The organism is Micromonospora sp. NPDC049282, assembly GCF_043197045.1.
GTDB lineage: Bacteria > Actinomycetota > Actinomycetes > Mycobacteriales > Micromonosporaceae > Micromonospora.
Window position 1 is genome coordinate 44027 of the sequence record NZ_JBICSL010000028.1, and the last position, 23116, is coordinate 67142.

The following is a 23116-nucleotide window of genomic DNA, read 5'->3' on the forward strand; positions in this document are numbered from 1 at the left end:
GCGACGGTGGCCGTGTCACACCGGTGGCCTAACCTTCCGGACATGACGGCGGAATCGGTGATCGACACGCAGGGCGACCAGACGGCGGCGCAGGCGCCGGCCACGGTGCGGGCGTCGCTGTCGCCGTCGCGGGCCGCCGACTTCAAGACCTGCCCGCTGCTCTACCGGTTCCGCAGCATCGACCGGCTGCCCGAACGCCCGACGGTCGAGCAGGCCCGGGGCACACTGGTGCACGCCGTGCTGGAGCGGTTGTTCGACCTGCCGGCCCCGGCACGCACCCCGGAGTCGGCCGGCGACCTGGTCGCCCCGCAGTGGGACCGGCTGGTCACCGAGGAGCCGGAGCTGTCGACGTTGTTCGCCGACGGCGACGCGGCCGGGGTGGACGGGTTCCTCCGCTCGGCGGCGGCGCTGCTCGAGGGCTACTTCGCGGTGGAGGACCCGCGCCGGCTGGAGCCGGCCGAGCGCGAGGCGTTGATCTCCGCGGTGGTCGACGACGAGTTGCTCATCCGGGGCTACCTCGACCGCCTCGACGTGGCGCCGGACGGGGCGCTGCGGGTGGTCGACTACAAGACCGGCGGCGCACCGCGCGAGGCGTTCGAGGCGCGGGCGCTGTTCCAGCTGAAGTTCTACGCCCTGGTGCTGTGGCGCACCCGGGGCGTGGTGCCGCGGGTGCTGCGCCTGCTCTACCTCAAGGACGCCGAGGTCTGCGACTACGCCCCCGACGCCGAGGAGCTGGTCCGCTTCGAGCGCACCGTGGTGGCGTTGTGGCGGGCGATCGAGCAGGCCACCGCCCGGCAGGATTTCCGGCCCCGGCCGAGCCGGCTCTGTGACTGGTGCAGCCACCAGTCGCGGTGTCCGAGCTTCGGCGGCACCCCGCCGCCGTTCCCGGTGGCCGCCGCCGCGCCCGACCCGCTCGTGGACGCCCGCTCCCGCCCGGCGACCCCGGGGGCCGACGAGTGAGGCTCCTCCTCGCGGAGGAGACGCGGTTCGGCTGCGGCGACGACGAGACGGGTCGCCCGGCCGCCTAGCGTCGCAGGCATGACCGACCGGCTACCGGCCCGCCGGGTGCGCGACACGCTGCTGACCGCCGCGCTGGCCTACGCGCTGGGCCGAGCGGCGCAGGCCCGGCGGGCGGCCCGGGCGCGCCGCCCGGCCGCCGGCGAGCGCCGGGAGCGGCCCCCGACCGACGAGTCCGGGTGGACGGCGGCCGGCGACGAGTCCGGGTGGACGGTGGCCGACGACGGGGCCCGGCAGACGGTGGCCGCCGACGGGGCCGGACGGGCGGTGGCCGACGACGAGCGCCGCCGGATCGCCGGCGAGCTGCACGACCTGGTGGCCCACCAGGTCGCCGCGATGGGGGTGCTGGCCACCGGCGCCCGCCGGGCCCTGCGCCGCGATCCCAACGCGGCCGACGGGGCGATGGCCGCGGTCGAGGACACCGGCCGGGCGACCCTGCGGGAGCTGCACCGCCTGCTGCGCGTGCTGCGCGCCGACACCGGTCCGACGGCCGAGCTGGCGCCGCAACCCGGCCTGGCCGGCATCGCTGCGCTGGCGCGCGCGGCCCGCGACGCCGGGCTGCCGGTCACCGTGCGGACGCAGGGCCCGCTCGGGCCGGTGGCGGACGGGGTGGCGCTGACCGCGTACCGGGTCGTGCAGGAGGCGCTGCGCAACGTGCTCCGGCACGCCGGCCCGGCCACCGCCCTGGTCCGGCTCGCCGTCGGCGACGGCTCGCTGACCGTGGAGGTCACCGACACCGGGCGCGGCCCGACGCCACCCGACCGGATCGGGCACGGCCTGGTCGGCATGCGGGAGCGGGTCGCCCTCTACGGTGGGATCCTGCGGACCGGACCGGCGCCGGGCGGCGGCTTCCGGGTGTACGCCCGGATCCCGCTGGACCCGGCCGGCACGGTCCCGGACTGACCACCGGCACGACGAGGGGACACCCATGACCGAGGCCGCCGCGCCCCGACCGGTGCGGGTGCTGCTCGCCGACGACCAGCCGCTGCTGCGTACCGGGTTCCGGATGGTGCTCGGCGTGGAGGACGACCTGGACATCGTGGGCGAGGCGGGCGACGGGGTGGAGGCGGTGGAGCTGTCCCGACGGCTGCTGCCCGACGTGGTGCTGATGGACATCCGGATGCCGCGGATGGACGGGGTGGCCGCCACCCGGGCGATCGTGGACGCCCGGCTGCCGGTGCGGGTGCTGGTGTTGACCACGTTCGAGCTGGACGAGTACGTGGTCGGGGCGTTGCGCGCCGGGGCGAGCGGGTTCCTGGCCAAGGATGTGCCGGCGGAGGACCTGGTCACCGCGATCCGCACCGTGGCGGCCGGGGAGGCGGTGGTGGCGCCGCGGATCCTGCGCCGGCTGCTGGACCGCTTCGCCGACGTGCTGCCGGATCCGGCGGCCGGCCCGCCGCGGGTGTTGGACCCGCTGACCGACCGGGAACGGGAGGTGCTGGTCCAGGTGGCGCGCGGGCTGTCCAACGCGGAGATCGCCCGTGAGCTGTCGGTCAGCGAAACCACCGTCAAGACCCATGTCGGGCACATGTTGACCAAGCTGAGGCTGCGCGACCGGGTGCAGGCGGTGGTGCTGGCGTACGAGACAGGGCTGGTGCGGCCCGGCAAATAGGTGGCGGCGCTCACGTACCGTGACCAACGGCGGCGGCGTGTGGTTGACCATGACGTGACGTGAGGTCCTACCGTCGGCGCCGCCGGCCGGTCAGGGATCACCCTGAGCCGGTCTGGGGGGCGACCCCGACCAGAAGTTAGGCACGGATTCCGCCCGGGGTCGGACGGATCCGCGACCGGCGGCACCGAGGATGGAACTGCCGCACCGGCCAGCGGGGGCGGTGCGGATCGAAAGCCAGACGGAAGAGGTAGATGACGTGACCGCGACGGTAGGCCGGCAGGCGCAGGCCGCGGCCCGGGCGAACGACGTGTGGAAGGTGTACGGCAGCGGCGAGGCGCAGGTCATCGCGCTGCGGGGGGTGAGCGCCGAGTTCGAACGCGGCCGGTTCACCGCGATCATGGGGCCGTCCGGCTCCGGCAAGTCGACGCTGATGCACTGCCTCGCCGGCCTGGACTCGGTGACCCGGGGCACCGTGATGATCGGTGAGACGACGGTCACCGGGCTCAACGACTCCGGCCTGACGAAGCTGCGCCGGGACAAGGTGGGCTTCATCTTCCAGCAGTTCAACCTGCTGCCCACGCTCACCGCGCACGAGAACATCGTGCTGCCGCTGTCGATCGCCGGGCGCAAGCCCGACCCGGCCTGGTACGACACGGTGATCGACACGGTCGGCCTGCGGGACCGGCTCGGGCACCGCCCGGCGCAGCTCTCCGGCGGTCAGCAGCAGCGGGTGGCGTGCGCCCGGGCGCTTGTCGCGCGTCCCGAGGTGATCTTCGCGGACGAGCCGACCGGCAACCTGGACTCCCGCTCCGGCGCGGAGGTGCTCAACTTCCTGCGCGACTCGGTGCGTGAGCACGGCCAGACCATCGTGATGGTCACCCACGACCCGACCGCCGCCGCGTACGCCGACCGGGTGGTCTTCCTCGCCGACGGGCAGATCGTCTCGGAGCTGATCGAGCCGACCGCCGAGACGGTGCTGGACACCATGAAGAAGCTGGACGCCCCGGTCGAGGTGGGCAACTGATGTTCCGGGCAACGCTGAAGAGTTTGCTGGCCCGCAAGCTGCGCCTGCTCCTGTCCGGCCTGGCGGTGGTGCTCGGCGTCATGTTCGTCTCCGGCGCTTTCGTGCTCACCGACACGCTCGGGCGCTCCTTCGACGCGGTCTTCTCCGACGCGTACGCCGAGATCGACGTGAACGTCGCGGCGAAGCCGAAGGTCGAGCTTTCCGAGGCCGAGGGCGAGCAGGTGGCCGCCCCGGTGCCGGCGTCGCTGGTCGACCGGGTGAAGGCGGTGCCGGGCGCGGCGGACGTGCAGGGCGTGGTCGCCGCCGACGGCGCGCGGCTGATCGGCAGCAACGGCAAGGTGGTCACCTCGTTCGGGCCGCCGCAGCTGGGCGAGAACTGGCTCGGCGAGGGCGACCTGGTGAAGCTGCGCGAGGGGCGCGGCCCGCAGGCCGACGACGAGATCGTGGTCAACGTCGCGCTGGCGAAGGCGGCGAACGTGAAGGTGGGCGACCGGGTCGGCGTGCTGACGCTGTCGCCCAAGAAGGAGTTCACCCTGGTGGGGGTGTTCGGCTACAGCGGTGGCCGGGACTCCGTGGGCGGCGCGAACGAGGTCGCCTTCACCACTCCGGTCGCGCAGCAGCTCATGCTCGGCAAGCCGGACGTGTTCACCAACATCAGCGCGCGGGCCGCCGACGGCACCACGCCCGAGGCGCTGCGCGACGAGGTGTCCCGCGCGGTCGGCGCCGACTACGACGTCAAGACCGGCGAGCAGCTCGCCGACAGCGCCTCGGCGAGTTTGAAGGAGGGGCTGTCCTTCTTCAACAAGATCCTGCTCGGTTTCGCCGCGGTGGCGCTGCTGGTGGGCACGTTCCTGATCCTCAACACCTTCTCGATCATCGTGGCCCAGCGCACCCGTGAGCTGGCGCTGATGCGGGCCATCGGCGCCAGCGGCCGGCAGGTCATCGGCTCGGTGGTGCTGGAGGCCGTGGCGGTCGGCCTGATCGCCTCGGTGCTCGGGCTCGCGGCCGGCATCGGGGTGGGCGCGTTGCTGGCGTACCTGTTCGGTCAGCTCGCCGGCGGTCTCACCCTGGCCGGGCTCGGCGTGCCGCCCTCGGCGGTGATCGGCGCGTTCGCGGTGGGTCTGCTGATCACGGTGGTCGCGGCGCTGTTGCCGGCGTTGCGTGCCGCGCGGATCCCGCCGATCGCGGCGATGCAGGACGTGGCCACGCCGGACCGGCCGTTGACGAGGGTGACGATCGGCGGCGCGGTGGTCACCGGGATCGGGGCGGTGCTGCTCTTCCTCGGCCTCAGCGGCAACGCCGGCGGCAACACGCTGGCGACCATCCTCGGCGGCGTGCTGTTCGCGTTCATCGGGGTGGCGCTGCTGACGCCGCTGATCAGCCGGCCGGTGGTGTCGCTGCTCGGCACGCTGTTCGCCTGGTCGGTGCCGGGGAAGCTGGGCCGGCTCAACTCGGGCCGCAATCCGCGCCGGACCGCGATCACCGCCGCCGCGCTGATGGTCGGCATCGCGCTGGTGACCGGCGTGACGGTGATCCTGGACTCGGCGAAGGGCAGCATCGGCGCGCTCGCCGAGGACACCATCAAGGCCGAGCTGGTGATCTCCGGCTCCTCGTCCGGGCCGCGCCCGGCGAGTTTCGACCCGGCGGTGCTGGAGAGGACCGCCGCGATCCCGGGGGTGCGGCTGGTCGACGGCGAGTACGGCGACATGGCCACCGTCGGCGGCGAGCGGACCTGGGTGGCGGCGTCGAGCGACGTGGCCGCGCTCCAGCAGATCTTCGGGGCGAAGGCCACCGCCGGTGACATCAGCCGGCTGGCCCCGGACCAGATGCTGCTCAGCTCGGACACCGCGAAGTCCCGCAACCTGTCGGTCGGCTCGACCGTTCCGGTGCAACTGTCCCGCGGCGACACCCGCACCTACACGGTCAGCGGCATCTACGAGAGTTCGCAGCTGACCAATCCGGTGGTGCTGCCGCCGCAGGCGGCGGCCGACTTCGCCATCCCGCAGCCCATCCAGGGCTTCGTCCAGCTCGCCCCGGGCACCTCGGTCGCCGCGGTGCAACCGCAGGTCGAGCGGCTGCTGGCGGACAGCCCCGAGGTGTCGGTGGCGGACCGGGCCGCGTTCATCAAGCAGCAGACCAGCCAGCTGGACACCCCGCTGCGGATGATCCAGATCCTGCTGGCGCTGGCCATCGTGATCGCGGTGCTGGGCATCATCAACACGCTCGCGCTGTCGGTGCTGGAGCGGACCCGTGAGCTGGGTCTGCTGCGGGCGATCGGCCTGCGTCGGGCGCAGACCATGCGCATGATCACCGTCGAGGCGGTGGTGATCTCGATCTTCGGCGCGCTGCTGGGTGTGGTGGTCGGCACCGGTCTCGGCGCGGCCGTGGTCCGGGCCCTGAAGGACGAGGGCATCACCGACCTGGTCCTGCCCTGGGGCCAGATGGTGACGTTCCTGATCCTGGCCGCGATCATCGGCGTGGTGGCGGCGGTGCTGCCGGCGATCCGCGCCGCGCGGATCAACGTCCTCGGCGCCATCGCCCACGACTGAGATGAAAGGAGGGGCCCCTTCGTATCGCCTGGCGATAAGAAGGGGCCCCTCCTTTCAGTCGAGCAGGGCGGCGAGCAACTCCAGGTCCGCCGTGGTGAGGCTCTCCACCTGGTGCACCCCGTCGGTCGCAGGCAGCGGCACCTCGGCCGGCACGGCAAGCACCGCCGCCCCGGCGGCCAGCGCGCTCGCCACGCCGGTCGGCGAGTCCTCGATCGCCACGCACCGCTCGATCGGCACGCCGAGCAGCTTCGCGGCGGTCAGGTAGGGCTCCGGGTGCGGCTTGGCCTCGCCCACCTCGTCGCCGCAGACCACCGCGTCGAAGCTGTCGCGCCCCAGCGTGTCCAGGGCGACCTCGACGAGCGACCGGCCGCTGGAGGTGACCAGCGCGGTGGGGATGCCGGCGGCGCGTACCGCGCGCAGCAGCGCCAGCGCGCCCGGACGCCAGCGCAGCCCGGTGCGGAACAGGTCCAGGATCCGCGCGCTGATCCAGTCGGCGCTGGCCTGCGGGTCCCGCTCCGGCTGGCTCAGGTCGTCGTGCACGATTCGCATCGCGTCGGCCATCCCGGTGCCGACGATCGCGCGGCGGGCCGCGTCGGACAGGGTGCCGCCGTAGACGGCGGCCAGCTCCTGCAGGGCGACGTCCCACAGCTTCTCGCTGTCGACCAGGGTGCCGTCCATGTCGAAGAGCACGGCGGCGGGGTGTGGGCTGCTCAGCGGGGGCCTCCTTCGGTACGCGTACCCCGCCGATCCTGCCAGCCGCCCGCCGCCGGACCGGCGCCCTCCCCGATCAGGGTGACCTGCGGCATCAACGGAGGCCGCAGGCGTCCAGCGAGTTCTCGTAGCCGGCGAAGAACTTCTCGGAGCGCTGTTCGGCGGTGCCGTGCGCGCCCTCGGCGAACCAGGGCTGGTCCGGGTCGTCGCCGACGGCCAGCAGCCCTTCCCGGAACTCGTCCAGGTCGCCCTCCTCCAGCTTGAGGGTCCCGGCACGCACGCTGTCGCCGAGGTACGCCCCGGCCATGCAGTCGGCCTGCAACTCCTGCTGGATGGTGAAGTTGTAGCGGATGCCGAGCCGGGTCTGCACGCCGTGCGCGTACTCGTGGCCGAGCAGGTAGAACAGGAACGCGTCGCCGACCTGCCGGAATGCCGACACCGACCAGTTCACGTCGTAGGCGATGAAGTCGCCGGCCGAGCAGTAGACCGCGTTGTTGCGCGGCAGCCCCTGCCCGCCGCAGGACACCTCGCCGGCCCGGGTGTAGGGCACCACCCGCCGGATCGGCCGGAACCGCTCCCCCGAGGCGCGGAACCGCGCGGTCCAGTACTGTTCGGCGCCCGCGACGGCGTCGGAGAAGTCCTGCTTGAACTCGGCGACGCTCGTGGTCCCGTCCGCCCGGGTGGTCGCCGCGTCCGGGGACGCCGGTTGCCCGCTCGGCCGCGGACCGGGCTGCTGCGGCTCGCCCTGGTCGAGCCCGCCGCCCATGCAGCCGGCCGCCACCACCGCGGCCACCAGCAACCCGGCGAGCGGCCCGAACCCCCGTCGTCCCACCCTGTCCCCCACGACCACCTCCGACTGTCCGACCCCGTACCGCCGCAGTACCCCGGTTCCACCGGCTCTCACGCACCGGCGGCGGCGATCGTTCATCACGTGTCGACGGCGGTGACCAACAGCAGCGCCCGGCCGGGGTCGAGGAACACCTCGGCGGCGCCGGCGCCGTGGTCGGCGCGGCGCTCCCAGCGCGCGGCGGCCGGCACGTACCCGGCCAGCGCCGGCCAGACCTCGGGCGCCGCGCCGGTCACCGGCGCCCAGGTGTACGCGGTGGTCAGGGCGCGCGCGTCGGCCGGCGCGAGCCGCACCACCGCCTGGTAGCGCCGGTCGGTCGGGCCGGGGGCCCGGGAGCAGGCGAAGCTCGGGTAGTCGACCTGCCAGTGGATCTCGGGGTACGCGCCGATCCCCGGCACGTCCTTCTCGGTCCACCACCGGTCGGTGCGGACCCGCCCCGGTACAGTGCCCGCCGTGACTTCCGACGTGGCCCTCGCCGGCGTCGTCCACTGGCGACGCAGTCTCTGGAACGGCCGGCGGTGCGTGCCGGTGCTGATGACCCTCGACCAGGGCTGGCTGCGGGCCCGCGACCGGCACGGCGCCGAGGTGTTCGCCGCGCCCGCCGGCCAGGTGGAGGGCCGGCTGACCCGGCTGGGCACGCTGCTGCTGACCGTGGGCGGCCGGCGCTACCCGATCGTCGGGCGGGGCTCCGACATCTCCCCGTCGCCCAGCGCGGAGCAGCGGCGCGCGCTGGACGAGTTCTGGGCCCACCGCACCCCGCCGACCGCGGACGGGCCCGGCTTCCTCGACGTCGTGTTCAACGAGGGCGCCGCGTTCCGCACCCGGTCCTGGCGGGACGCGCTGGCCCGCGCGGGCGCGGCGGTGCGCTGACCCGCGCCGTCAGCCGGTGAAGCCGTGCCCGCCGCTGTTCCAGCCGTCGTGCTCGGCGCGCGCCCGCTCGGCCGCCCGCCGGTGCCGCTCGGCCCGGGCCGCCCGGATCGCCTCCGGGTCCTCGTCGACGGTCCGGTGCCGGTCCCGCCGCCAGACGTAGCCGACCACGCCCGCCCCGAGCAGGAGCAGGCCCACCGCCACCAGCACCGTCGTCATGCCCGCCACCATAGGGGGCATCGGCCCGCCCGTGGGGCCCGTACGCTGCCGCTCATGATCGAAGTGGACTTCGACGCCCACGAGCGGTCCCGCTGGGCCGGGCGGGCGCAGGCGTACCGGCGCAGCTTCGGCCGGCTCTGCGCGTACCCGGCGGAGGCGCTGCTTGACGCGGCGGCGGTGCGGGCCGGGCGGCGGGTGCTCGACGGCCCCGGCGGGCGGGTGGCGGTGACGCTCTGGCCGTCCCCGCACCCGCCGTTGCAGCGACTGTGGGGCGAGGCGCTCGACGCCGCCGGGGTGGCGCCGCCGACCGACCTGCCGCGGCTGGCGCCCGGGCGGGACTTCCCGCGCACCGGGCCGGGCGTGACCGGGCTGCTGTCCACCGCCGGCCTGGTCGACGCCGGATGCGCGACGCTGAGCTGGACCCACCGCGCGGACCCGGACGACTGGTGGGCCGGGCCGGCGGCCGGCATCAGCGCGATCGGGCTGGTCGTGCAGCGGCAGGAGCCGGCGGTGCGGGCTCGCATCCGCCGGGAGTACGACCGGCTCACCGCCGGCTGTCGGGACGCCGACGGGATGTTGGCGCTGCCCACCGCCGCGCTGCTCGGTTCCGCGACGGTGGAGTGATCCGCCCGGTCAGTCCAGTCCGCGCATGATGTGCGGCTCGCCGTCGTCGTCGCCGAAGCAGCGGTGCAGCACCTGGGCGCGGGCCCACAGGTCCAGGCTGCTCGGCGGCCCGACCTGCGCCGGTCGGGCCGGCGCGACCAGCACGGGCGCGGGGTCCGGCGGCACCTTCAACGTCACCTGGTCGGCCATTTCCGCCCCTTTCGTCGTACCCATGCTCGCCCTGAGGCGTCTCCGCCGCGTCAACCGGACGGCGCGGATGGGGACGCGGCGCTCGGCGTGCCGGCGTCGGCCGTACTCCGGACGGTAGCCCGCCGGGCCGGGCGGCACACCCCTTATTCCCGACCCCGTCGCAGGTAGTGGGGGGATGGTCAACAGATGTTCACGGAAGTTGAGCTGGACCATTACTTCTACGTCTGTCTATATGGAGGCCAGGTAAGAGCCAATCCCATTCGGATGGAGTCCCATGTCCCGCACCCTGCGCGCCACGGCCACCAGCCTCGCCGCGATCGTGGCCACCACCCTCGGCCTCGCCCAGCCCGCCCCCGCCGCCGGTTACTCCGCCTCGCTCACCACCGCGGTCGCCGGCCTGTCCGTCGCCACCGAGGTCCGCACCGGCTACAGCCGGGACCTGTTCCCGCACTGGATCGACGCCGACGGCGACGGCTGCAACACCCGCAACGAGGTGCTCTACGCCGAAGCCACCACGAAGCCCACGATCAGCGGCACCTGCACGCTCTCCGGCGGCCGCTGGTACTCCTACTACGACAACGCCACCTGGACCGCCACCGGCGACGTGGACATCGACCACATGGTCCCGCTCGCCGAGGCCTGGGACTCCGGCGCGCGGACCTGGTCCACCAGCCGCCGGCAGGCGTACGCGAACGACCTGGGCGACGCACGCGCTCTGGCCGCGGTGACCGACAATGTCAACCAGGCCAAGGGCGACCAGGACCCGGGGACCTGGCTGCCGCCGTACGCCTCGGCCCGCTGCCGCTACGTCGGCGAGTGGGTGGCGGTGAAGATCCGCTGGCGGCTGACCGTGGACAGCGCGGAGAAGAGCGCGCTGACCAGTTGGGCGAACAACTGCCCGGCCGCCACGATCTCGGTCACCTACGCGTACTGAAAGGTTCCCGGCGCCCGGGCCCGGCCGGCCCGGGCGCCGCTGGGCCTCGACCGGATCTTCGCCGCCGGCGACTTGCATCCGGTACCCCGGTACGGGCTTACCGTCTATGGGTGACCGACGAACACGACTGGGCGCCCGACGCCTGCACCCTGCCGACCGCCGAACGGCCACTGCGGCTGGCCGAGTTCGACCGGCTGTTCCGCGACGCCGTCCGCGACACGGATCGACCGTCGCCCCGGCGGCTGCGGCTGCGGCTCGACGACGCCGCCGAGCCGGTCGTCCGGGACCTGATCGCCCGCGAGTCGGCGTGCTGCTCCTTCTTCACGTTCGACCTCATTCGACCGGAGGGCGACGCGCTGACGCTCGACATCCGGGTGCCGCCCGCCCAGGTCGACGTGCTCGACGCCCTCGCCCGGCGGGCCGCGCCCGCGCCCCGCCCGTGACGGGCCTGCGCACCGGCCAACTCGCGGACGCGGCCGGGGTGAACGTGCAGACGCTGCGCTACTACGAGCGGCGAGGGCTGCTCGACGCGCCGCGGCGCTCCCCGGGCGGACACCGGCTCTACCCGGCCGAGACGGTCACCCTGCTGCGGGTGGTCAAGACCGCGCAACACCTCGGCTTCACTCTCGCCGAGGTCGCCGAGCTGCTCGACGCCGGCCGGCACCGGCACGGTCGCGACACCGGCCTGCGGGCCCGCGCCGGGGAGAAGCTCGCCGAGGTGGAGCAGCGGCTCGCGGACCTCACCGTCATCCGGGACACGCTGCGGGCCGCGATCTCGGCCGGCTGCGACGACCTGATCGCCTGCGCCGGCAGTTCCTGCTGCCCGCTGCCCTTCGCCGAACTCGCCGGGAGGAACGACCGTGCCGAACCCCGCTGACCGGCTGCGCCGGCGGCTGCCCACCGGCCTGACCGGGCTCGCCGGCGCGGCCTGCGCCGCGTGCTGCGTACTGCCGCTCCTGCTGGCCGCCGGCGTCCTGGCCGGCGGCGGCTGGGCGGCGGTGACCCGCTTCCTGCCCGGGGTCGCGGTCGCCCTGGCCGGGCTCGCCGGCCTGTCCTGGTGGTGGGCCGCCCGGCGCGGCCACCGCGCCGGCTGCGCGGGTGGCGACTGCGCCTGCCGGCCCGGCGACAAGATCGTGACGGTACGGTCGGATGCATGACGGTCGCCCGCTCCATCCTGCTGTTCCTGGTCGCCGCGCTGGCCGAGATCGGTGGCGCCTGGCTGGTCTGGCAGGGCTGGCGCGAGAACCGTGGACTGCTCTGGGTCGCGGGCGGGATCGTCGCGCTGGGCGTCTACGGCTTCGTGGCCACGTTCCAGCCCGACCCGAACTTCGGGCGCATCCTCGCCGCCTACGGCGGCATCTTCGTCGCCGGGTCGCTGGCCTGGGGCATGGTGGTCGACAGATTCCGGCCCGACCGCTACGACCTCGTCGGCGCGGCCATCTGCCTGGTCGGCGTCGCGGTCATCATGTACGCGCCGCGCGCGAGCTGACCCCGGCACCCGTCCCTGCGGCTGGGCGGGGTCAGCAGGACGCGGGCGGGATGCTCTGCTCGTACTGGAAGACGTTGTGCGGGTCGTACCACGCCTTGATCCTGCGGAGGCGCTCGACGTTCGGCCCCCAGTACGCGGTCTCCCACTCCTGCATACCGATGTTTGGCACGTTGACGTAGGCGCCGTCCACGTAGGGACGCAGTGCCTGGCTGAACTCGGCGATCCACGCCTGGGCGGCCGGGGTGAGGGCGTCGCCGCTGTCCGGCACCCCCCGGGTCCCCCAGCCGGCGCCCGGCTCGGAGTAGAAGATCGCGTCGCGGTGCGGGAACGCCGAGCCGCCGACCGGCTGCCTCGCCTGCGCGCCGACGCCGAACGCCTGGGTGAAGAAGTTGCTGTCCTCGGTGGGCGCGACCGCCATGAACGAGCGGATGATCTCGATCGCCTCGGGCGGGAACGGCCTGCGGGTGAACTGGGAGAAGAACTTCCAGTTCGCGGGCTCGTCCGCGGTCGGCACCTGGAATCCGGCGTAGATCTCGCCCCAACCGCCGATCTGCACGGTGACCTGCGGGCTGCCGACCGACAGGACCGGCTCCAGCAGCCTCCTCGCCTCCGCCTCGGTGCCCTCGGCGAGCACGCCGAACAGCAGGATCTGCGACTTGTGGATCTCGAGCTGGGAGCCGAGGCGCACGTCGGTGAACGGCGCGGTGCGCTGCCACCGGTCGAAGACCTCCCGCAGGTCGTCCAGGCCCGACCAGGTCGCCTGGAGGTAGGCGACGCCGCGCAGCGGGGCCACCCGGTAGGTCAGCGAGGTGACGATGCCGAAGTTGCCGTTACCCGCCCCGCGCAAGGCCCAGAGCAGGTCCGCGTGGTTCCTCAGGTCCACCTCGACCGCCCTGGCGCCGTTGGCGCCCGACGCGACGACGATCTCCGCCCCGATCAGGTTGTCGCAGGCCATCCCGAGCCAGCGGGTGAGGAATCCGAAGCCGCCCCCGAGGGTCGCGCCGGACAGACCCACACTTCCCTCCGTACCGGTCGTCACGGCGAGGCCCTGCTGGGCGAGCGCGGTGACCGCCTCCAACTGGTTGAGCCCGGCGCCCACCCGCGCGGTGAGCGCGGGCCGATCGATCTGGGCCGACTTCAGCTCGCTGACGTCGATGACGATGCCGTTGTCCACGTTCGACCAGCCCTCGAGGCTGTGCCGGCCGCTACGCACGCGCAGCGCGACGTCGTTCTGCCGGGACCAGGCGAGCGCGTTCACCACGTCCTGGGTGTTCTGCGCGAACACGATGACCAGCGGGTTGCGCACGAACAACTCGTCCCAGCCGAGGCTCGCGGTCGGATAGTCGGGATCGCCGAAGCGCACGATCCGGCCGGTCAACTGCGCCGGCGGGCACTCGGCCCAGATCGGCGCTCCCGAGCCGTCGGTGCCGGTGGCGGCCCCGGCGGCCCCGGCGAACACGGCCGGTGCGACAACCGCCCCGGCGCCGACGGCCGCGGTGGCCTGGAGCAGCGTACGTCGCGAAATGTCGGGCATGGTCGTCGCCTCTCGATCGGGTCACGCCAGGCTCCGACGGCCGTCGGTCCTTCGCTGGCGCGCGACTCCACGCTAAGACCGGACACTTCTTCACATAACCGGAAGAGAAGGCGAAAACCCATCCGAGTGACCATCCCCGTCCGGCAACCAGGACCCCGGGCGGCGGTACGCCATCGACTACGCTGAGTCGACGCCGACGAGTCGACAGTGGGAGTCTCGACATGGATCCGCAGTTGTGGGCCCTGGCCAACGCCGCGAGCACGACCTTCGTCGCGCTACTGGCGACCGATGCCTGGTCGACGGCGAAGTCGACGGTCGACACCTTCTGGCGGCGTTTCCACCCGGAACGCGCGGAGGTCATCGAGGCGGAACTGGTGGACACCCGCGCCGACCTCGTCGCCGCCTCGGAAGCGGACCGCGTCGGCCTTCAGGCCGACCTGTCCCAGCAGTGGCAACACCGCCTGCTGCGCCTGCTGGCACGGGAACCGGCCGCCGAGGCCGAGCTACGACGCCTCCTCGACGAGGAGTTGCTCCCCGCCCTGCCGACCTCCGACCGCAACTGGCACGGCGACGTGACGCAGCGGGCCACGGCCACCGGCCACAGCCGGGTCTACCAGGTCGGGCAGGGCGACATCCACGTGCGGGGCGATGGCTGACGAGCCGGGCCCGACGCCGGCGGAGCGCGTCGAGATGACCGCCGCCGCCCGCGACCACGCCCGCGTCTACCAGGTGGCACAGGGCCACATCTACGTCGACGCCGGCCAGGCGCGCTCGACGGCGCAACGGATGGCGAGCATGCCGCTGCGGCAGTCCGTCGACCAGCTCACGACCATGAGCCCGGACGACGCCGCACGGGTGCTGGCGGAGATGGACGAGCCGGCCGCCGCCCGCCGCCTCGCCGCCCTCCCCCTGGACCGATGCGCGGCGCTCCTCGGCGGGATGGACGAAGAGCTGGCCGCGGCGCGACTGCTCCTCCTTCCCCGCGAGTTGACCCTCCGGGTCCTGGTCACCATGCCGGTCGCGCGGGCCGCAGTCGTCCTCGCGGAAACCACGCCGACACAGGCCCGCGGCCTGCTCGACGACCTGCCGTCGGACCACGCCGCGACGCTGCTGGCCGAGATGCCCGACGACAGCCTGACCGCGATCCTCCGGACCGAGCGGTGGATCACCCTGGGCAGACGGCTGGCCGGCCTGCCGCCGGCCCGGGTCATGGCACTGCGGGTGCCGGGCCTGGACGAGATGGACCGGTCGACCGACTCGGAGACACATTCGTGGGCCGGCGCCATGAAGCGGATCATCGCGGACGCCCCGGCGCGGATGGCCGCCGAGCTGTCCGCCATGCCCGACGACCGTGCCGTCGCCGCACTACGGGCGCTGCCGGACGACCAGGCCGCCAGGGTGATCGGGCGCACTGATCCGGCACGAGCCGCCGCGCTGCTGTCGTCGCTGCCCAGTCCACAGGTGGCCCGGTTACTCGGAAACGACCTGCCGGCCGGCGCGATCCTGGCGCGGATGACGCCCGAGCGGGTCGCCGAGGTGCTGGCGGAGATGCCGCCCGGACGGGCCGACCACCTCGGCGAGGCGGCGCGGATCGGCCGCCTGCCGCCGCCGGCAGCCGCGGCGGCGCTGCCCGCATCCGCCATCACCAGCGGCGCCGCCTGGCTCGAGTCCAGCCTCGGCACCGGCTGGCTGCTGTCGCTCCTGCCCTTCCTGGAACCCGAACGCGCAGCCGCCGTCCTCAGCCCCCGGATCCCGACCCACGTCGTGCCGCCCGCCGTCGTGGCCGCCATCGACGCGCTACCCACGCCACACCAGGCGGCGGTGCTGGCCTGGTTGCCGGCCCGGCAGGCCGCGCTGGTGGCCGCGAGCCTCGACGACGAGCGGGTACGCCTGTTGCTGGGCGAGATGCCGGCCCGCTGGGCAGCGGTCCTCGCCGCCGGCATCCCCCTCAGGCGCCGGCGCGCCCTGCTGGACAGCTTGCCGAAGCACATCCGGAAGCCCTTGATGGACGCCGCGAAGGCCGCCGGCACCACGCTGTGACCATCCGTCCGGTCGCCGGCGACTCGCGGTGGGACGGAGATCCGCCGTTCCCACCGACCGACGCGGCGGCAGGCCGAGGCGATCAAAGCGGGCGGTCAACCTGGATGGCCGGTGCGCCTTCGTGGTCGAGTACACCGTCTGCAAGTACTGCCGAGGAGGGCCCGCCTGGACCGGCTTGAGGGCGCTTCGGGAGCAGAACCCGGGGCTGAGATGGTTCACGGGCAGCGGACACGTGAGGGACGAGCATCGCGTGCAGGCTGCCCGGGCGTACCGTCAGATCGACCAAGCGGCCCGCGCGGGCCGTGCCCTGGCCGCCGCCGCTGCTCGCCGCGACGCTCGGCGTGGCCTGAGCGCCGCTTGATCCACACCAGCTCGGGGAGGTGGCGGCATCGGGGCGAGTGGGATACCGCCACCTCGGCGAAGTGGAGTGGATCAAAGGTCAGGACGCCCTATTTGGCGTTGAAGTAGTTCGCCTCCGGGTGGTGCACCACGATCGCGTCGGTGGCCTGCTCCGGCTCGAGCTGGAACTCCTCCGACAACTGCACCCCGATCCGCTCCGCGCCGAGCAACCCCACGACCTTCGCCCGGTCCTCCAGGTCCGGGCAGGCCGGGTAGCCGAACGCGTACCGGCAGCCCCGGTAGTCGGTGCGCAGCAGGCCGGCCAGGTCGGCCGGGTCGTCGTCGGCGACGGTACGGCCATCCGGCAGCACCAGCTCGGCGCGGATCCGCCGGTGCCAGTATTCCGCCAGCGCCTCGGTGAGCTGCACGGACAGGCCGTGCACCTCCAGGTAGTCGCGGTATTCGTTGGCCGCGAACATCTTCGCCGTGTATTCGCTGACCGGCTGCCCGACGGTGACCAGTTGCAGCGCCACCACGTCGAGCTGCTCGCCCTTCGGCCGGAAGAAGTCGGCCAGGCACAGCCGGCGCTCCTGCCGCTGCCGGGGGAAGGAGAACCGGGTCCGCTCGCTGTGCCCGTTCTCGTCCAGCACCACCAGATCGTTGCCCTCGGCGTACGCCGGGAAGTAGCCGTACACCACGGCCGCCTCCAGCACCTGGTCGGAGATCAACCGGTCCAGCCAGTAGCGCAGCCGGGGCCGGCCCTCGGTCTCCACCAGCTCCTCGTAGGACGGACCCTTGCCGCCACGGGCGCCGCGCAGCCCCCACTGGCCCAGGAACGTGGCCCGCTCGTCGAGCAACGCCGCGTAGTCGGCCAGCGGCACGCCCTTGACCACCCGGGTGCCGAAGAACGGCGGGGTGGGCACGCCCACCGCCACGGCCACGTCGGAGCGGACCGAGGCGTCGTCCAGCTCGGGCAGCGCCTCGCGGACCTGCGTCCGCTGCCGCTCCCGGCGCTTACGGCGGGCCGCCAGCGCGGCCTCCCGCTCCGGGTCGACCATCGGCGCGCCACCACGCTTGGCGGCCATCACCCGGTCCATCAGGGACAACCCCTCGAACGCGTCGCGGGCGTAGTGCACCTGGCCCGGGTAGATCGACCGCAGGTCGTCCTCCACGTACGCCCGGGTCAGCGCCGCCCCGCCGAGCAGCACCGGCCAGCGCTCGGCGACGCCGCGCGAGGCCATCTCGGCCAGGTTCTCCTTCATGATGACCGTGCTCTTGACCAGCAGGCCGGACATGCCGATGGCGTCGGCCCGGTGCTCCTCGGCCGCGTCGAGGATGGCGTTGATCGGCTGCTTGATGCCGATGTTGACCACGTCGTAGCCGTTGTTGGACAGGATGATGTCGACCAGGTTCTTGCCGATGTCGTGCACGTCGCCCTTCACGGTGGCGAGCACGATCCGGCCCTTGCCGTCGTCGTCCGCCTTCTCCATGTGCGGCTCCAGGTAGGCCACCGCGGTCTTCATCACCTCGGCGGACTGGAGCACGAACGGCAACTGCATCTGGCCCGAGCCGAACAGCTCGCCGACCACCTTCATGCCGTCGAGCAGCAGGTCGTTGATGATGGACAGCGGCGTGCGGCCCTCGGCCATCGCGGTGTCCAGGTCGGCCTCCAGGCCGTTGCGCTCGCCGTCGATGATCCGCCGCTTGAGCCGCTCCTCCAGCGGCAACGCGGCCAGCTCCTCGGCCCGGGTGGCCCGTGCCGACGCCGCGTCGACGCCCTCGAACACCTGGATGAACCGCTGCACCGGGTCGTAGCCCTCGCGACGGCGGTCGTGGACCAGGTCGAGCGCCACCTCGCGTTGCGCGTCGGGGATCTTCGACATCGGCAGGATCTTGCTGGCGTGCACGATGGCCGAACTGAGGCCGGCCTGGACGCACTCGTGCAGGAACACCGAGTTGAGCACCTGCCGGGCCGCCGGATTCAGCCCGAACGACACGTTCGAGATGCCGGCGGTGAAGTTGACCCCCGGGTAGCGGGCGGTGATCTCGCGGATCGCCTCGATCGTCTCGATGCCGTCGCGGCGCGTCTCCTCCTGCCCGGTGGCGATCGGAAACGTCAACGCGTCGATGAGGATGTCCTCCCGGCGCAGCCCCCACCGGCCGGTCAGGTCGTCGATCAGCCGGCTGGCCACCCGTACCTTCCACTCCCGGGTGCGGGCCTGGCCCTCCTCGTCGATGAGCAGCGCCACGACGGCGGCGCCGTGCTCCTTGACCACCGGCATGACCCGCGCGTAGCGGGAGTCGGGGCCGTCGCCGTCCTCGAAGTTCACCGAGTTGACCACGCAGCGACCGCCGAGCATCTCCAGCCCTGCCTCGATCACCGCCGGCTCGGTGGAGTCCAGCACGATCGGCAGGGTGGACGCGGTGGCGAACCGGCCGGCCAGCTCCCGCATGTCCTGCGTGCCGTCGCGGCCGACGTAGTCGACGCAGAGGTCGAGCAGGTGCGAGCCGTCCCGGGCCTGGTTGCGGGCGATCTCCACGCAGGCCTGCCAGTCGGCGGCGAGCATCGCGTCGCGGAACGCCTTCGAGCCGTTGGCGTTGGTGCGCTCCCCCACCATCAGGACGCTGGCGTCCTGGGCGAACGGCACGTGGTGGTAGATGGACGAGACGCCGGCCTCCGACTCGGGCTCCCGAGCCGTCGGGCGCCGCCCGCCGAGCCGCTCCACCAGCACCCGGATGTGCTCCGGCGTGGTGCCGCAGCAGCCGCCGATCAGCCCGACGCCGTAGTCGTCGACGAACTGCTCCAGCGCGTCGGCCATCTCGTCCGGGCCGAGCGGGAAGTAGGCCCCGTCGGCGGTCAACACCGGCAGGCCGGCGTTCGGCATCACCGACACCGGGATGCGCGAGTGCCGGGACAGGTAGCGCAGGTGCTCGCCCATCTCGGCCGGGCCGGTGGAGCAGTTGAGCCCGATCAGGTCGACCCCGAGGGGCTCGATCGCGGTCAGCGCCGCGCCGATCTCGCTGCCCAGCAGCATGGTGCCGGTGGTCTCCATCGCCACCTGGCAGATGATCGGCACGTCCCGGCCGGCGGCGTCGCGGGCCCGCTTCGAGCCGACCACCGCGGCCTTCACCTGGAGCAGGTCCTGGCAGGTCTCGATGATCAGGGCGTCCGCGCCGCCGGCGATCAGGCCGGCGGCGTTCTCCTGGTACGCGTCGCGCAGCGAGGCGTAGCTCGCGTGGCCCAGGGTCGGCAGCTTGGTGCCCGGCCCCATCGACCCGAGCACGAACCGCGGTCGCTCCGGCGTCGCGTAGGCGTCGGCGGCCTCCCGGGCGATCCGGGCGGCCGCCTCGGACAGCTCGCGGATCCGCTCGGCGATGCCGTACTCGGCGAGGTTGGGCAGGTTGGCCCCGAACGTGTTGGTCTCCACGCAGTCCGCGCCGGCGGCCAGGTAGGCGTCGTGCACCCCACGGACCACGTCCGGCCGGGTGACGTTGAGGATCTCGTTGCAGCCCTCGAGGCCGTCGAAGTCGTCGAGGGTGAGGTCGGCCGCGTGGAGCATCGTCCCCATCGCTCCGTCGGCGATGAGGATCCGGTCCGCCAGGAGGTCGCGCAGCGAAGTAGGCACACGGCCAGGTTAGTGCGCCCGGGTGACGATCGTTGCGCCCGATCGTGCCTTCCCACATAGTGTCGGCCGGATCACCGCGTACCTTTCATCCGGTTGGACCGGGTGGTCGGGCCGGGCGACCGGCGCGGCCGACGGGCCGGCTCCGGCGGCGGCACGTAGGCTGGCGGACGTGAAGGACATCAGGGACGCGACCGTGCGACGCGGTGGCGACGCTCCCGACGAGCAGGGCGAGGTGACGGCGTGACCGAGTTCGACGGGCTGCCGGTCCTGCGCTCACCGGTCGCCATCGCGGCCTTCGAGGGCTGGAACGACGCCGCGGACGCCTCCACCGCCGCCGTGGAGCATCTGGAGCAGGTCTGGCAGTCCCGGCAGGTGACCGAGCTGGACCCGGAGGACTTCTACGACTTCCAGGTGAGCCGGCCGACCATCACCATGGCCGACGGGGAGACGCGGCGGGTCGAATGGCCCACCACCCGCTTCATGGTGGCGAGCCCGGAGGGCACCGAGCGGGACGTGGTGCTGATCCGCGGCATCGAGCCGAGCATGCGCTGGCGCACCTTCTGCGAGCAGGTGCTGGAGATCTGCCACAGCCTGGAGGTTGAGCGGGTGGTGTTGCTCGGCGCGTTGCTGGCCGACGTTCCCTACACCCGGCCGCTGCCGATCAGCGGCAGCGCGTCGGATGCCGACGCGGCCAAGCGCTACCAGCTCACCCCCACCCGCTACGACGGCCCGACCGGCATCGTCGGGGTGCTGCACGACGCGTGCACCCGGGCCGAGGTGGACGCGGTGTCGTTCTGGGTGCACGTCCCGCACTACGCCAACAACCCGCCCTGCCCGAAGGCCACGCTGGCGCTGCTGCACCGCGTCGAGGAGGTGCTCGACCTGCCGGTGCCGATGGCCGACCTGGCCGAGGAGGCCGCCGAGTGGGAGCAGCGGGTGCGCAGCGCCGCCGAGCAGGACGCCGAGCTCGGCGAGTACGTACGTGAGCTGGAGGAACGCGTCGGCGACGCCGGCATCACGCCGTTGACCGGGGACGAGATCGCCCAGGAGTTCGAGAAGTACCTGCGCCGTCGGGGTGGTTCCGCCGGCCCGACCGCCGGCTCCTGGTAGGCCCTTTTCGTCGAAACCGGGCTCCCTCGTCGGGGCCCGGTTTCTTCGTGTCCGGGGTGGCGCGGTCACGCGCTCTACGGCATCCTAGGAACCTAGCTGTCATGAGGAGGCGGGCATGCAGATCAACCCGGGAGCGGCCGAGTTCCCGCACCGGCAGATCGCCGCGCAGCTCAAGGCCCAGGTGCGCCGCGGCGACTGGGGGCCCGGCGAGCGGCTGCCGTCCATCCCGGCCATCGCCGAGATGTTCGGGGTCGCCAAGCAGACCGTCCAACGCGCCGTCGACCAGCTACGGGTCGAGGGCATCCTGATCACCAAGCCCGGCTCCGGCACGTACGTCCGGGGCACCCGACGGCGGCTGAACCGCCTTTCCCGGGGCCGGTACGGCGGCTTCCGCGGCTACCACACCGACCTGGCCGCCCGGTACCGCCAGCAGCTCGTCTCGGTCGGCCGCGCCGCCGCCCCGCCCGAGGTCGCCGACGCGTTCGGCGTCACCGACGGCACCGAGCTGCTCTGCCGGCGGCACCTGGTCCGCACCGACGACTCCCCGGTCGAGGTCGGCGCCTCCTGGTTCCTGCCCGCCGACACCGCCGGCACCTCCCTCGAGCGGGCCGAGGCGTTCGGCCGTCCGCTCTACCAGGAGGCCGAGGAGGCGATCGGCCGGCGGTACACCACCGCGACCGACACGATCAGCGCCCGGCAGCCCAGCCGGGAGGAGGCGGAGATCCTGCAGATCCGTCCGGACACGCCGGTGCTGCACCTGCTACACGTCGCGTACGACGAGCGGCACAAGCCGATCGAGGTCGCCCAGGCCACCTGGCCGGGCCCGATGACCACCCTCACCGAGGAATACAAGATCCCCGGCCCGGCGCCCGAGCCGGACCCCGACCCCGGTCTGGTGCTCGGCTGAGCCCTCCTCGCCATTCCCGCGCCTGGCGGCGCTGCCGCGGCAGGCCCGTCACGCGCCCGGCGGCCCCAGGAATCTGAACCGGCTGCACGCGCGGATCGAGGCTCGATTTCGCCGGGCGGGGCCGCATCGCCGGGCGCGCCCGGACGGGCAACCCGGTGTCGGCCTGGGCCGCCGGAACGGCTGGACCCTTGGTGGTCGGGAACGTGTCACCGGACGGGATGCGGCCGGCCGTAGCGGTGGTCCGACCGGGACGCCGACGCTGTTCGTGAGGATGCGCGGGACCGCGTCGTCGATCACCATGGCGACCCGGGGTGTGCTGATCGTCGGCGACACCGGCTTCCCGAAGGCGTGCGGTCGGCCAAGGTGCCGCGGCGCGGCACTCCCGGCTACCACTGCAGCAAAGCGCGCCTTCGCCGACCGGCAGCACAAGCCGACGTCGCGGAACGACGCCCCGAACCGGTGTCGGGCGTACGGGCTCGTCCTTCCTCAAGGTGCAGATTGCTCGCGATGCCTGGCCGGCAGCGCTTCTTATCGTTGCGGCACCAAATAGCGTGGATTGTTCATATTGCTTGAAGGTCCCTCTTAATGACAAAACTCTCTTACGTGGCCAATTGGGCTTCTAAGCTGCAGATCGCACACTAGTAGCTTTCAGTGACCGAGATGTGTCTCTGGGTTATCCCGGGTGGCTCTCTGGAGGGGTCTTGAGCAACAACCGACGACTGCGCAGGGCGGCAAACCACGGCCGCGCCGCTACCGGATTGGGTTCTGCCCTGCTGGTGGTCGGGATGACGGGCGGGCCCGCAGCCGCAGCCCAACCCCGGGCAGATGAATCGTCCGTCCAGAAAGTGCACATAGTTCAACCAGGCCCGTTGGGCCAGCACGGCGGTTGGCCGCCGTCCAGGTTGACTGTCCACCAGGACGGTGTCGGACCTGACTACTCGTGGGACCAATACCCCGAGGCGCTACCGGGCTGCGGACCACAGGGTTGGCAGGGCCCCTGGGGTGGGCACGACAGAGGCAAGTACTACGAGCCGGAGCCGGATGATCAGTCCAAGGGCCCTAAAGGCACCCAAGGGCCGCAGGGCGCGCAAGGAGCGCAGGGCGACACAGGGGCTCAGGGCACTCAGGGTGACACCGGCGCTCAGGGCTTCCAGGGCGCTCAGGGCAACACCGGCGCACAAGGCGCTCAGGGCAGGCAAGGCAACACCGGCGCCCAAGGCAGGCAAGGCAACACCGGCGCCCAAGGCACGCAAGGCAACACCGGCGCCCAAGGTGCGCAAGGCAACACCGGCGCCCAAGGCGCGCAAGGCACCCAGGGCGACACCGGCGCACAAGGAGCCCAGGGCTTCCAAGGCACGCAAGGCAACACCGGCGCCCAAGGTGCGCAAGGCAACACCGGCGCCCAAGGCGCGCAAGGCACCCAGGGCGACACCGGCGCACAAGGAGCCCAGGGCTTCCAAGGCACGCAAGGCAACACC

General features: G+C 73.0%; 23 protein-coding genes and 1 pseudogene. 17 read left to right on the top strand and 7 right to left on the bottom strand.

Annotation, left to right across the window (positions count from 1 at the left end):
- The first annotated feature begins 42 nt into the window (after positions 1–42).
- The 5 genes from ACGFI2_RS29315 (at position 43) to ACGFI2_RS29335 (ending at position 6202) form a co-directional block, all read left to right on the top strand.
- Positions 43–960: a RecB family exonuclease gene (locus tag ACGFI2_RS29315; protein ID WP_393523065.1), complete on the top strand. Its 918-nt coding sequence runs from the start codon at positions 43–45 to the stop codon at positions 958–960.
- 78 nt (positions 961–1038) lie between these two features.
- Positions 1039–1920, top strand: a complete 882-nt coding sequence (locus ACGFI2_RS29320; RefSeq protein WP_393523067.1) for a sensor histidine kinase — start codon at positions 1039–1041, stop codon at positions 1918–1920.
- A 25-nt stretch (positions 1921–1945) separates the two neighbouring features.
- Positions 1946–2629, top strand: coding sequence for a response regulator (locus ACGFI2_RS29325; RefSeq protein WP_393523069.1), 684 nt, complete (start codon positions 1946–1948; stop codon positions 2627–2629).
- A gap of 256 nt (positions 2630–2885) precedes the next feature.
- On the top strand, positions 2886–3653 hold the full coding sequence (locus tag ACGFI2_RS29330) for an ABC transporter ATP-binding protein (protein WP_393523072.1): 768 nt from the start codon (positions 2886–2888) through the stop codon (positions 3651–3653).
- Positions 3653–6202, top strand: a complete 2550-nt coding sequence (locus tag ACGFI2_RS29335) for an ABC transporter permease (RefSeq protein WP_393523074.1) — start codon at positions 3653–3655, stop codon at positions 6200–6202. Before ACGFI2_RS29330 ends, ACGFI2_RS29335 begins: the two co-directional genes overlap by 1 nt.
- 54 nt (positions 6203–6256) lie before the next feature.
- On the opposite strand, the gene ACGFI2_RS29340 is transcribed toward ACGFI2_RS29335, so the two are convergent.
- The 3 genes from ACGFI2_RS29340 to ACGFI2_RS29350 all read right to left on the bottom strand — a co-directional run bounded on the left by ACGFI2_RS29340 (position 6257) and on the right by ACGFI2_RS29350 (position 8158).
- Positions 6257–6892 (bottom strand): HAD family hydrolase, encoded by a 636-nt coding sequence (locus ACGFI2_RS29340; RefSeq protein ID WP_393523076.1) that lies wholly within the window; start codon positions 6890–6892, stop codon positions 6257–6259.
- A 115-nt stretch (positions 6893–7007) separates the two neighbouring features.
- The gene (locus ACGFI2_RS29345) at positions 7008–7757 is read right to left on the bottom strand and encodes a neutral zinc metallopeptidase (protein WP_393523078.1); all 750 of its coding nucleotides are present in this window, start codon (positions 7755–7757) and stop codon (positions 7008–7010) included.
- A gap of 83 nt (positions 7758–7840) precedes the next feature.
- Entirely contained in the window at positions 7841–8158 is a 318-nt protein-coding gene (locus ACGFI2_RS29350) for a hypothetical protein (protein WP_393523081.1), read from the bottom strand.
- Positions 8159–8213: 55 nt separating this feature from the next.
- Here ACGFI2_RS29350 and ACGFI2_RS29355 point away from each other — a divergent pair, with 55 nt between their 5' ends.
- Positions 8214–8630 (top strand): hypothetical protein, encoded by a 417-nt coding sequence (locus tag ACGFI2_RS29355; protein WP_393523083.1) that lies wholly within the window; start codon positions 8214–8216, stop codon positions 8628–8630.
- 9 nt (positions 8631–8639) lie between these two features.
- Here ACGFI2_RS29355 and ACGFI2_RS29360 read toward each other — a convergent pair whose 3' ends face one another.
- A complete protein-coding gene (locus tag ACGFI2_RS29360) occupies positions 8640–8846 on the bottom strand; it encodes a hypothetical protein (RefSeq protein ID WP_393523086.1) in 207 nt (68 codons plus the stop codon).
- Between the two features lie 54 nt (positions 8847–8900).
- Here ACGFI2_RS29360 and ACGFI2_RS29365 point away from each other — a divergent pair, with 54 nt between their 5' ends.
- The gene (locus ACGFI2_RS29365) at positions 8901–9470 is read left to right on the top strand and encodes a hypothetical protein (protein WP_393523089.1); all 570 of its coding nucleotides are present in this window, start codon (positions 8901–8903) and stop codon (positions 9468–9470) included.
- A 9-nt stretch (positions 9471–9479) separates the two neighbouring features.
- On the opposite strand, the gene ACGFI2_RS29370 is transcribed toward ACGFI2_RS29365, so the two are convergent.
- A complete protein-coding gene (locus ACGFI2_RS29370) occupies positions 9480–9659 on the bottom strand; it encodes a hypothetical protein (RefSeq protein ID WP_393523091.1) in 180 nt (59 codons plus the stop codon).
- A 274-nt stretch (positions 9660–9933) separates the two neighbouring features.
- Here ACGFI2_RS29370 and ACGFI2_RS29375 point away from each other — a divergent pair, with 274 nt between their 5' ends.
- From ACGFI2_RS29375 to ACGFI2_RS29395, 5 genes are all read left to right on the top strand, one after another.
- Positions 9934–10593, top strand: coding sequence for an HNH endonuclease family protein (locus ACGFI2_RS29375; RefSeq protein ID WP_393523093.1), 660 nt, complete (start codon positions 9934–9936; stop codon positions 10591–10593).
- A 110-nt stretch (positions 10594–10703) separates the two neighbouring features.
- Positions 10704–11036 (top strand): hypothetical protein, encoded by a 333-nt coding sequence (locus ACGFI2_RS29380; protein WP_393523096.1) that lies wholly within the window; start codon positions 10704–10706, stop codon positions 11034–11036.
- The gene (locus tag ACGFI2_RS29385; protein WP_393523099.1) at positions 11033–11470 is read left to right on the top strand and encodes a MerR family transcriptional regulator; all 438 of its coding nucleotides are present in this window, start codon (positions 11033–11035) and stop codon (positions 11468–11470) included. Before ACGFI2_RS29380 ends, ACGFI2_RS29385 begins: the two co-directional genes overlap by 4 nt.
- Positions 11454–11750, top strand: a complete 297-nt coding sequence (locus tag ACGFI2_RS29390; protein ID WP_393523101.1) for a hypothetical protein — start codon at positions 11454–11456, stop codon at positions 11748–11750. Before ACGFI2_RS29385 ends, ACGFI2_RS29390 begins: the two co-directional genes overlap by 17 nt.
- On the top strand, positions 11747–12082 hold the full coding sequence (locus tag ACGFI2_RS29395) for a YnfA family protein (RefSeq protein ID WP_393523104.1): 336 nt from the start codon (positions 11747–11749) through the stop codon (positions 12080–12082). Before ACGFI2_RS29390 ends, ACGFI2_RS29395 begins: the two co-directional genes overlap by 4 nt.
- 31 nt (positions 12083–12113) lie before the next feature.
- Here the strand turns inward: ACGFI2_RS29395 and ACGFI2_RS29400 are convergent, their stop codons facing one another.
- Positions 12114–13616, bottom strand: coding sequence for an FAD-binding oxidoreductase (locus ACGFI2_RS29400; protein ID WP_393523107.1), 1503 nt, complete (start codon positions 13614–13616; stop codon positions 12114–12116).
- A gap of 221 nt (positions 13617–13837) precedes the next feature.
- Here ACGFI2_RS29400 and ACGFI2_RS29405 point away from each other — a divergent pair, with 221 nt between their 5' ends.
- Both ACGFI2_RS29405 and ACGFI2_RS29410 read left to right on the top strand, forming a co-directional pair.
- A complete protein-coding gene (locus tag ACGFI2_RS29405; RefSeq protein WP_393523110.1) occupies positions 13838–14272 on the top strand; it encodes a hypothetical protein in 435 nt (144 codons plus the stop codon).
- Positions 14265–15656, top strand: a complete 1392-nt coding sequence (locus tag ACGFI2_RS29410; RefSeq protein WP_393523113.1) for a magnesium transporter MgtE N-terminal domain-containing protein — start codon at positions 14265–14267, stop codon at positions 15654–15656. The genes ACGFI2_RS29405 and ACGFI2_RS29410 overlap by 8 nt, the downstream gene beginning before the upstream one ends.
- 449 nt (positions 15657–16105) lie before the next feature.
- On the opposite strand, the gene metH is transcribed toward ACGFI2_RS29410, so the two are convergent.
- On the bottom strand, positions 16106–19609 hold the full coding sequence (gene metH / locus ACGFI2_RS29415) for a methionine synthase (RefSeq protein ID WP_393523126.1): 3504 nt from the start codon (positions 19607–19609) through the stop codon (positions 16106–16108).
- 252 nt (positions 19610–19861) lie between these two features.
- On the opposite strand from metH, the gene ACGFI2_RS29420 reads away from it, so the two are divergent.
- From ACGFI2_RS29420 to ACGFI2_RS29430, 3 genes and pseudogenes are all read left to right on the top strand, one after another.
- Positions 19862–20731, top strand: coding sequence for a PAC2 family protein (locus ACGFI2_RS29420; protein WP_089157832.1), 870 nt, complete (start codon positions 19862–19864; stop codon positions 20729–20731).
- 115 nt (positions 20732–20846) lie between these two features.
- Positions 20847–21638, top strand: a complete 792-nt coding sequence (locus tag ACGFI2_RS29425; protein WP_393523116.1) for a GntR family transcriptional regulator — start codon at positions 20847–20849, stop codon at positions 21636–21638.
- A 701-nt stretch (positions 21639–22339) separates the two neighbouring features.
- Positions 22340–23116, top strand: a pseudogene (locus ACGFI2_RS29430) (hypothetical protein); the annotation flags it as partial.

What these genes read in the sequence shown, in the direction of transcription:
- ACGFI2_RS29410 (WP_393523113.1), top strand. Translation starts at nt 14,265, where the DNA reads ATGGCTGACGAGCCGGGCCCGACGCCGGCGGAGCGCGTCGAGATGACC.
- ACGFI2_RS29405 (WP_393523110.1), top strand. Translation starts at nt 13,838, where the DNA reads ATGGATCCGCAGTTGTGGGCCCTGGCCAACGCCGCGAGCACGACCTTC.
- ACGFI2_RS29365 (WP_393523089.1), top strand. Translation starts at nt 8,901, where the DNA reads ATGATCGAAGTGGACTTCGACGCCCACGAGCGGTCCCGCTGGGCCGGG.
- ACGFI2_RS29425 (WP_393523116.1), top strand. Translation starts at nt 20,847, where the DNA reads ATGCAGATCAACCCGGGAGCGGCCGAGTTCCCGCACCGGCAGATCGCC.
- ACGFI2_RS29320 (WP_393523067.1), top strand. Translation starts at nt 1,039, where the DNA reads ATGACCGACCGGCTACCGGCCCGCCGGGTGCGCGACACGCTGCTGACC.
- ACGFI2_RS29360 (WP_393523086.1), bottom strand. Translation starts at nt 8,846, where the DNA reads ATGACGACGGTGCTGGTGGCGGTGGGCCTGCTCCTGCTCGGGGCGGGC.
- ACGFI2_RS29335 (WP_393523074.1), top strand. Translation starts at nt 3,653, where the DNA reads ATGTTCCGGGCAACGCTGAAGAGTTTGCTGGCCCGCAAGCTGCGCCTG.
- ACGFI2_RS29325 (WP_393523069.1), top strand. Translation starts at nt 1,946, where the DNA reads ATGACCGAGGCCGCCGCGCCCCGACCGGTGCGGGTGCTGCTCGCCGAC.
- ACGFI2_RS29370 (WP_393523091.1), bottom strand. Translation starts at nt 9,659, where the DNA reads ATGGCCGACCAGGTGACGTTGAAGGTGCCGCCGGACCCCGCGCCCGTG.
- ACGFI2_RS29400 (WP_393523107.1), bottom strand. Translation starts at nt 13,616, where the DNA reads ATGCCCGACATTTCGCGACGTACGCTGCTCCAGGCCACCGCGGCCGTC.
- ACGFI2_RS29375 (WP_393523093.1), top strand. Translation starts at nt 9,934, where the DNA reads ATGTCCCGCACCCTGCGCGCCACGGCCACCAGCCTCGCCGCGATCGTG.
- ACGFI2_RS29315 (WP_393523065.1), top strand. Translation starts at nt 43, where the DNA reads ATGACGGCGGAATCGGTGATCGACACGCAGGGCGACCAGACGGCGGCG.
- ACGFI2_RS29395 (WP_393523104.1), top strand. Translation starts at nt 11,747, where the DNA reads ATGACGGTCGCCCGCTCCATCCTGCTGTTCCTGGTCGCCGCGCTGGCC.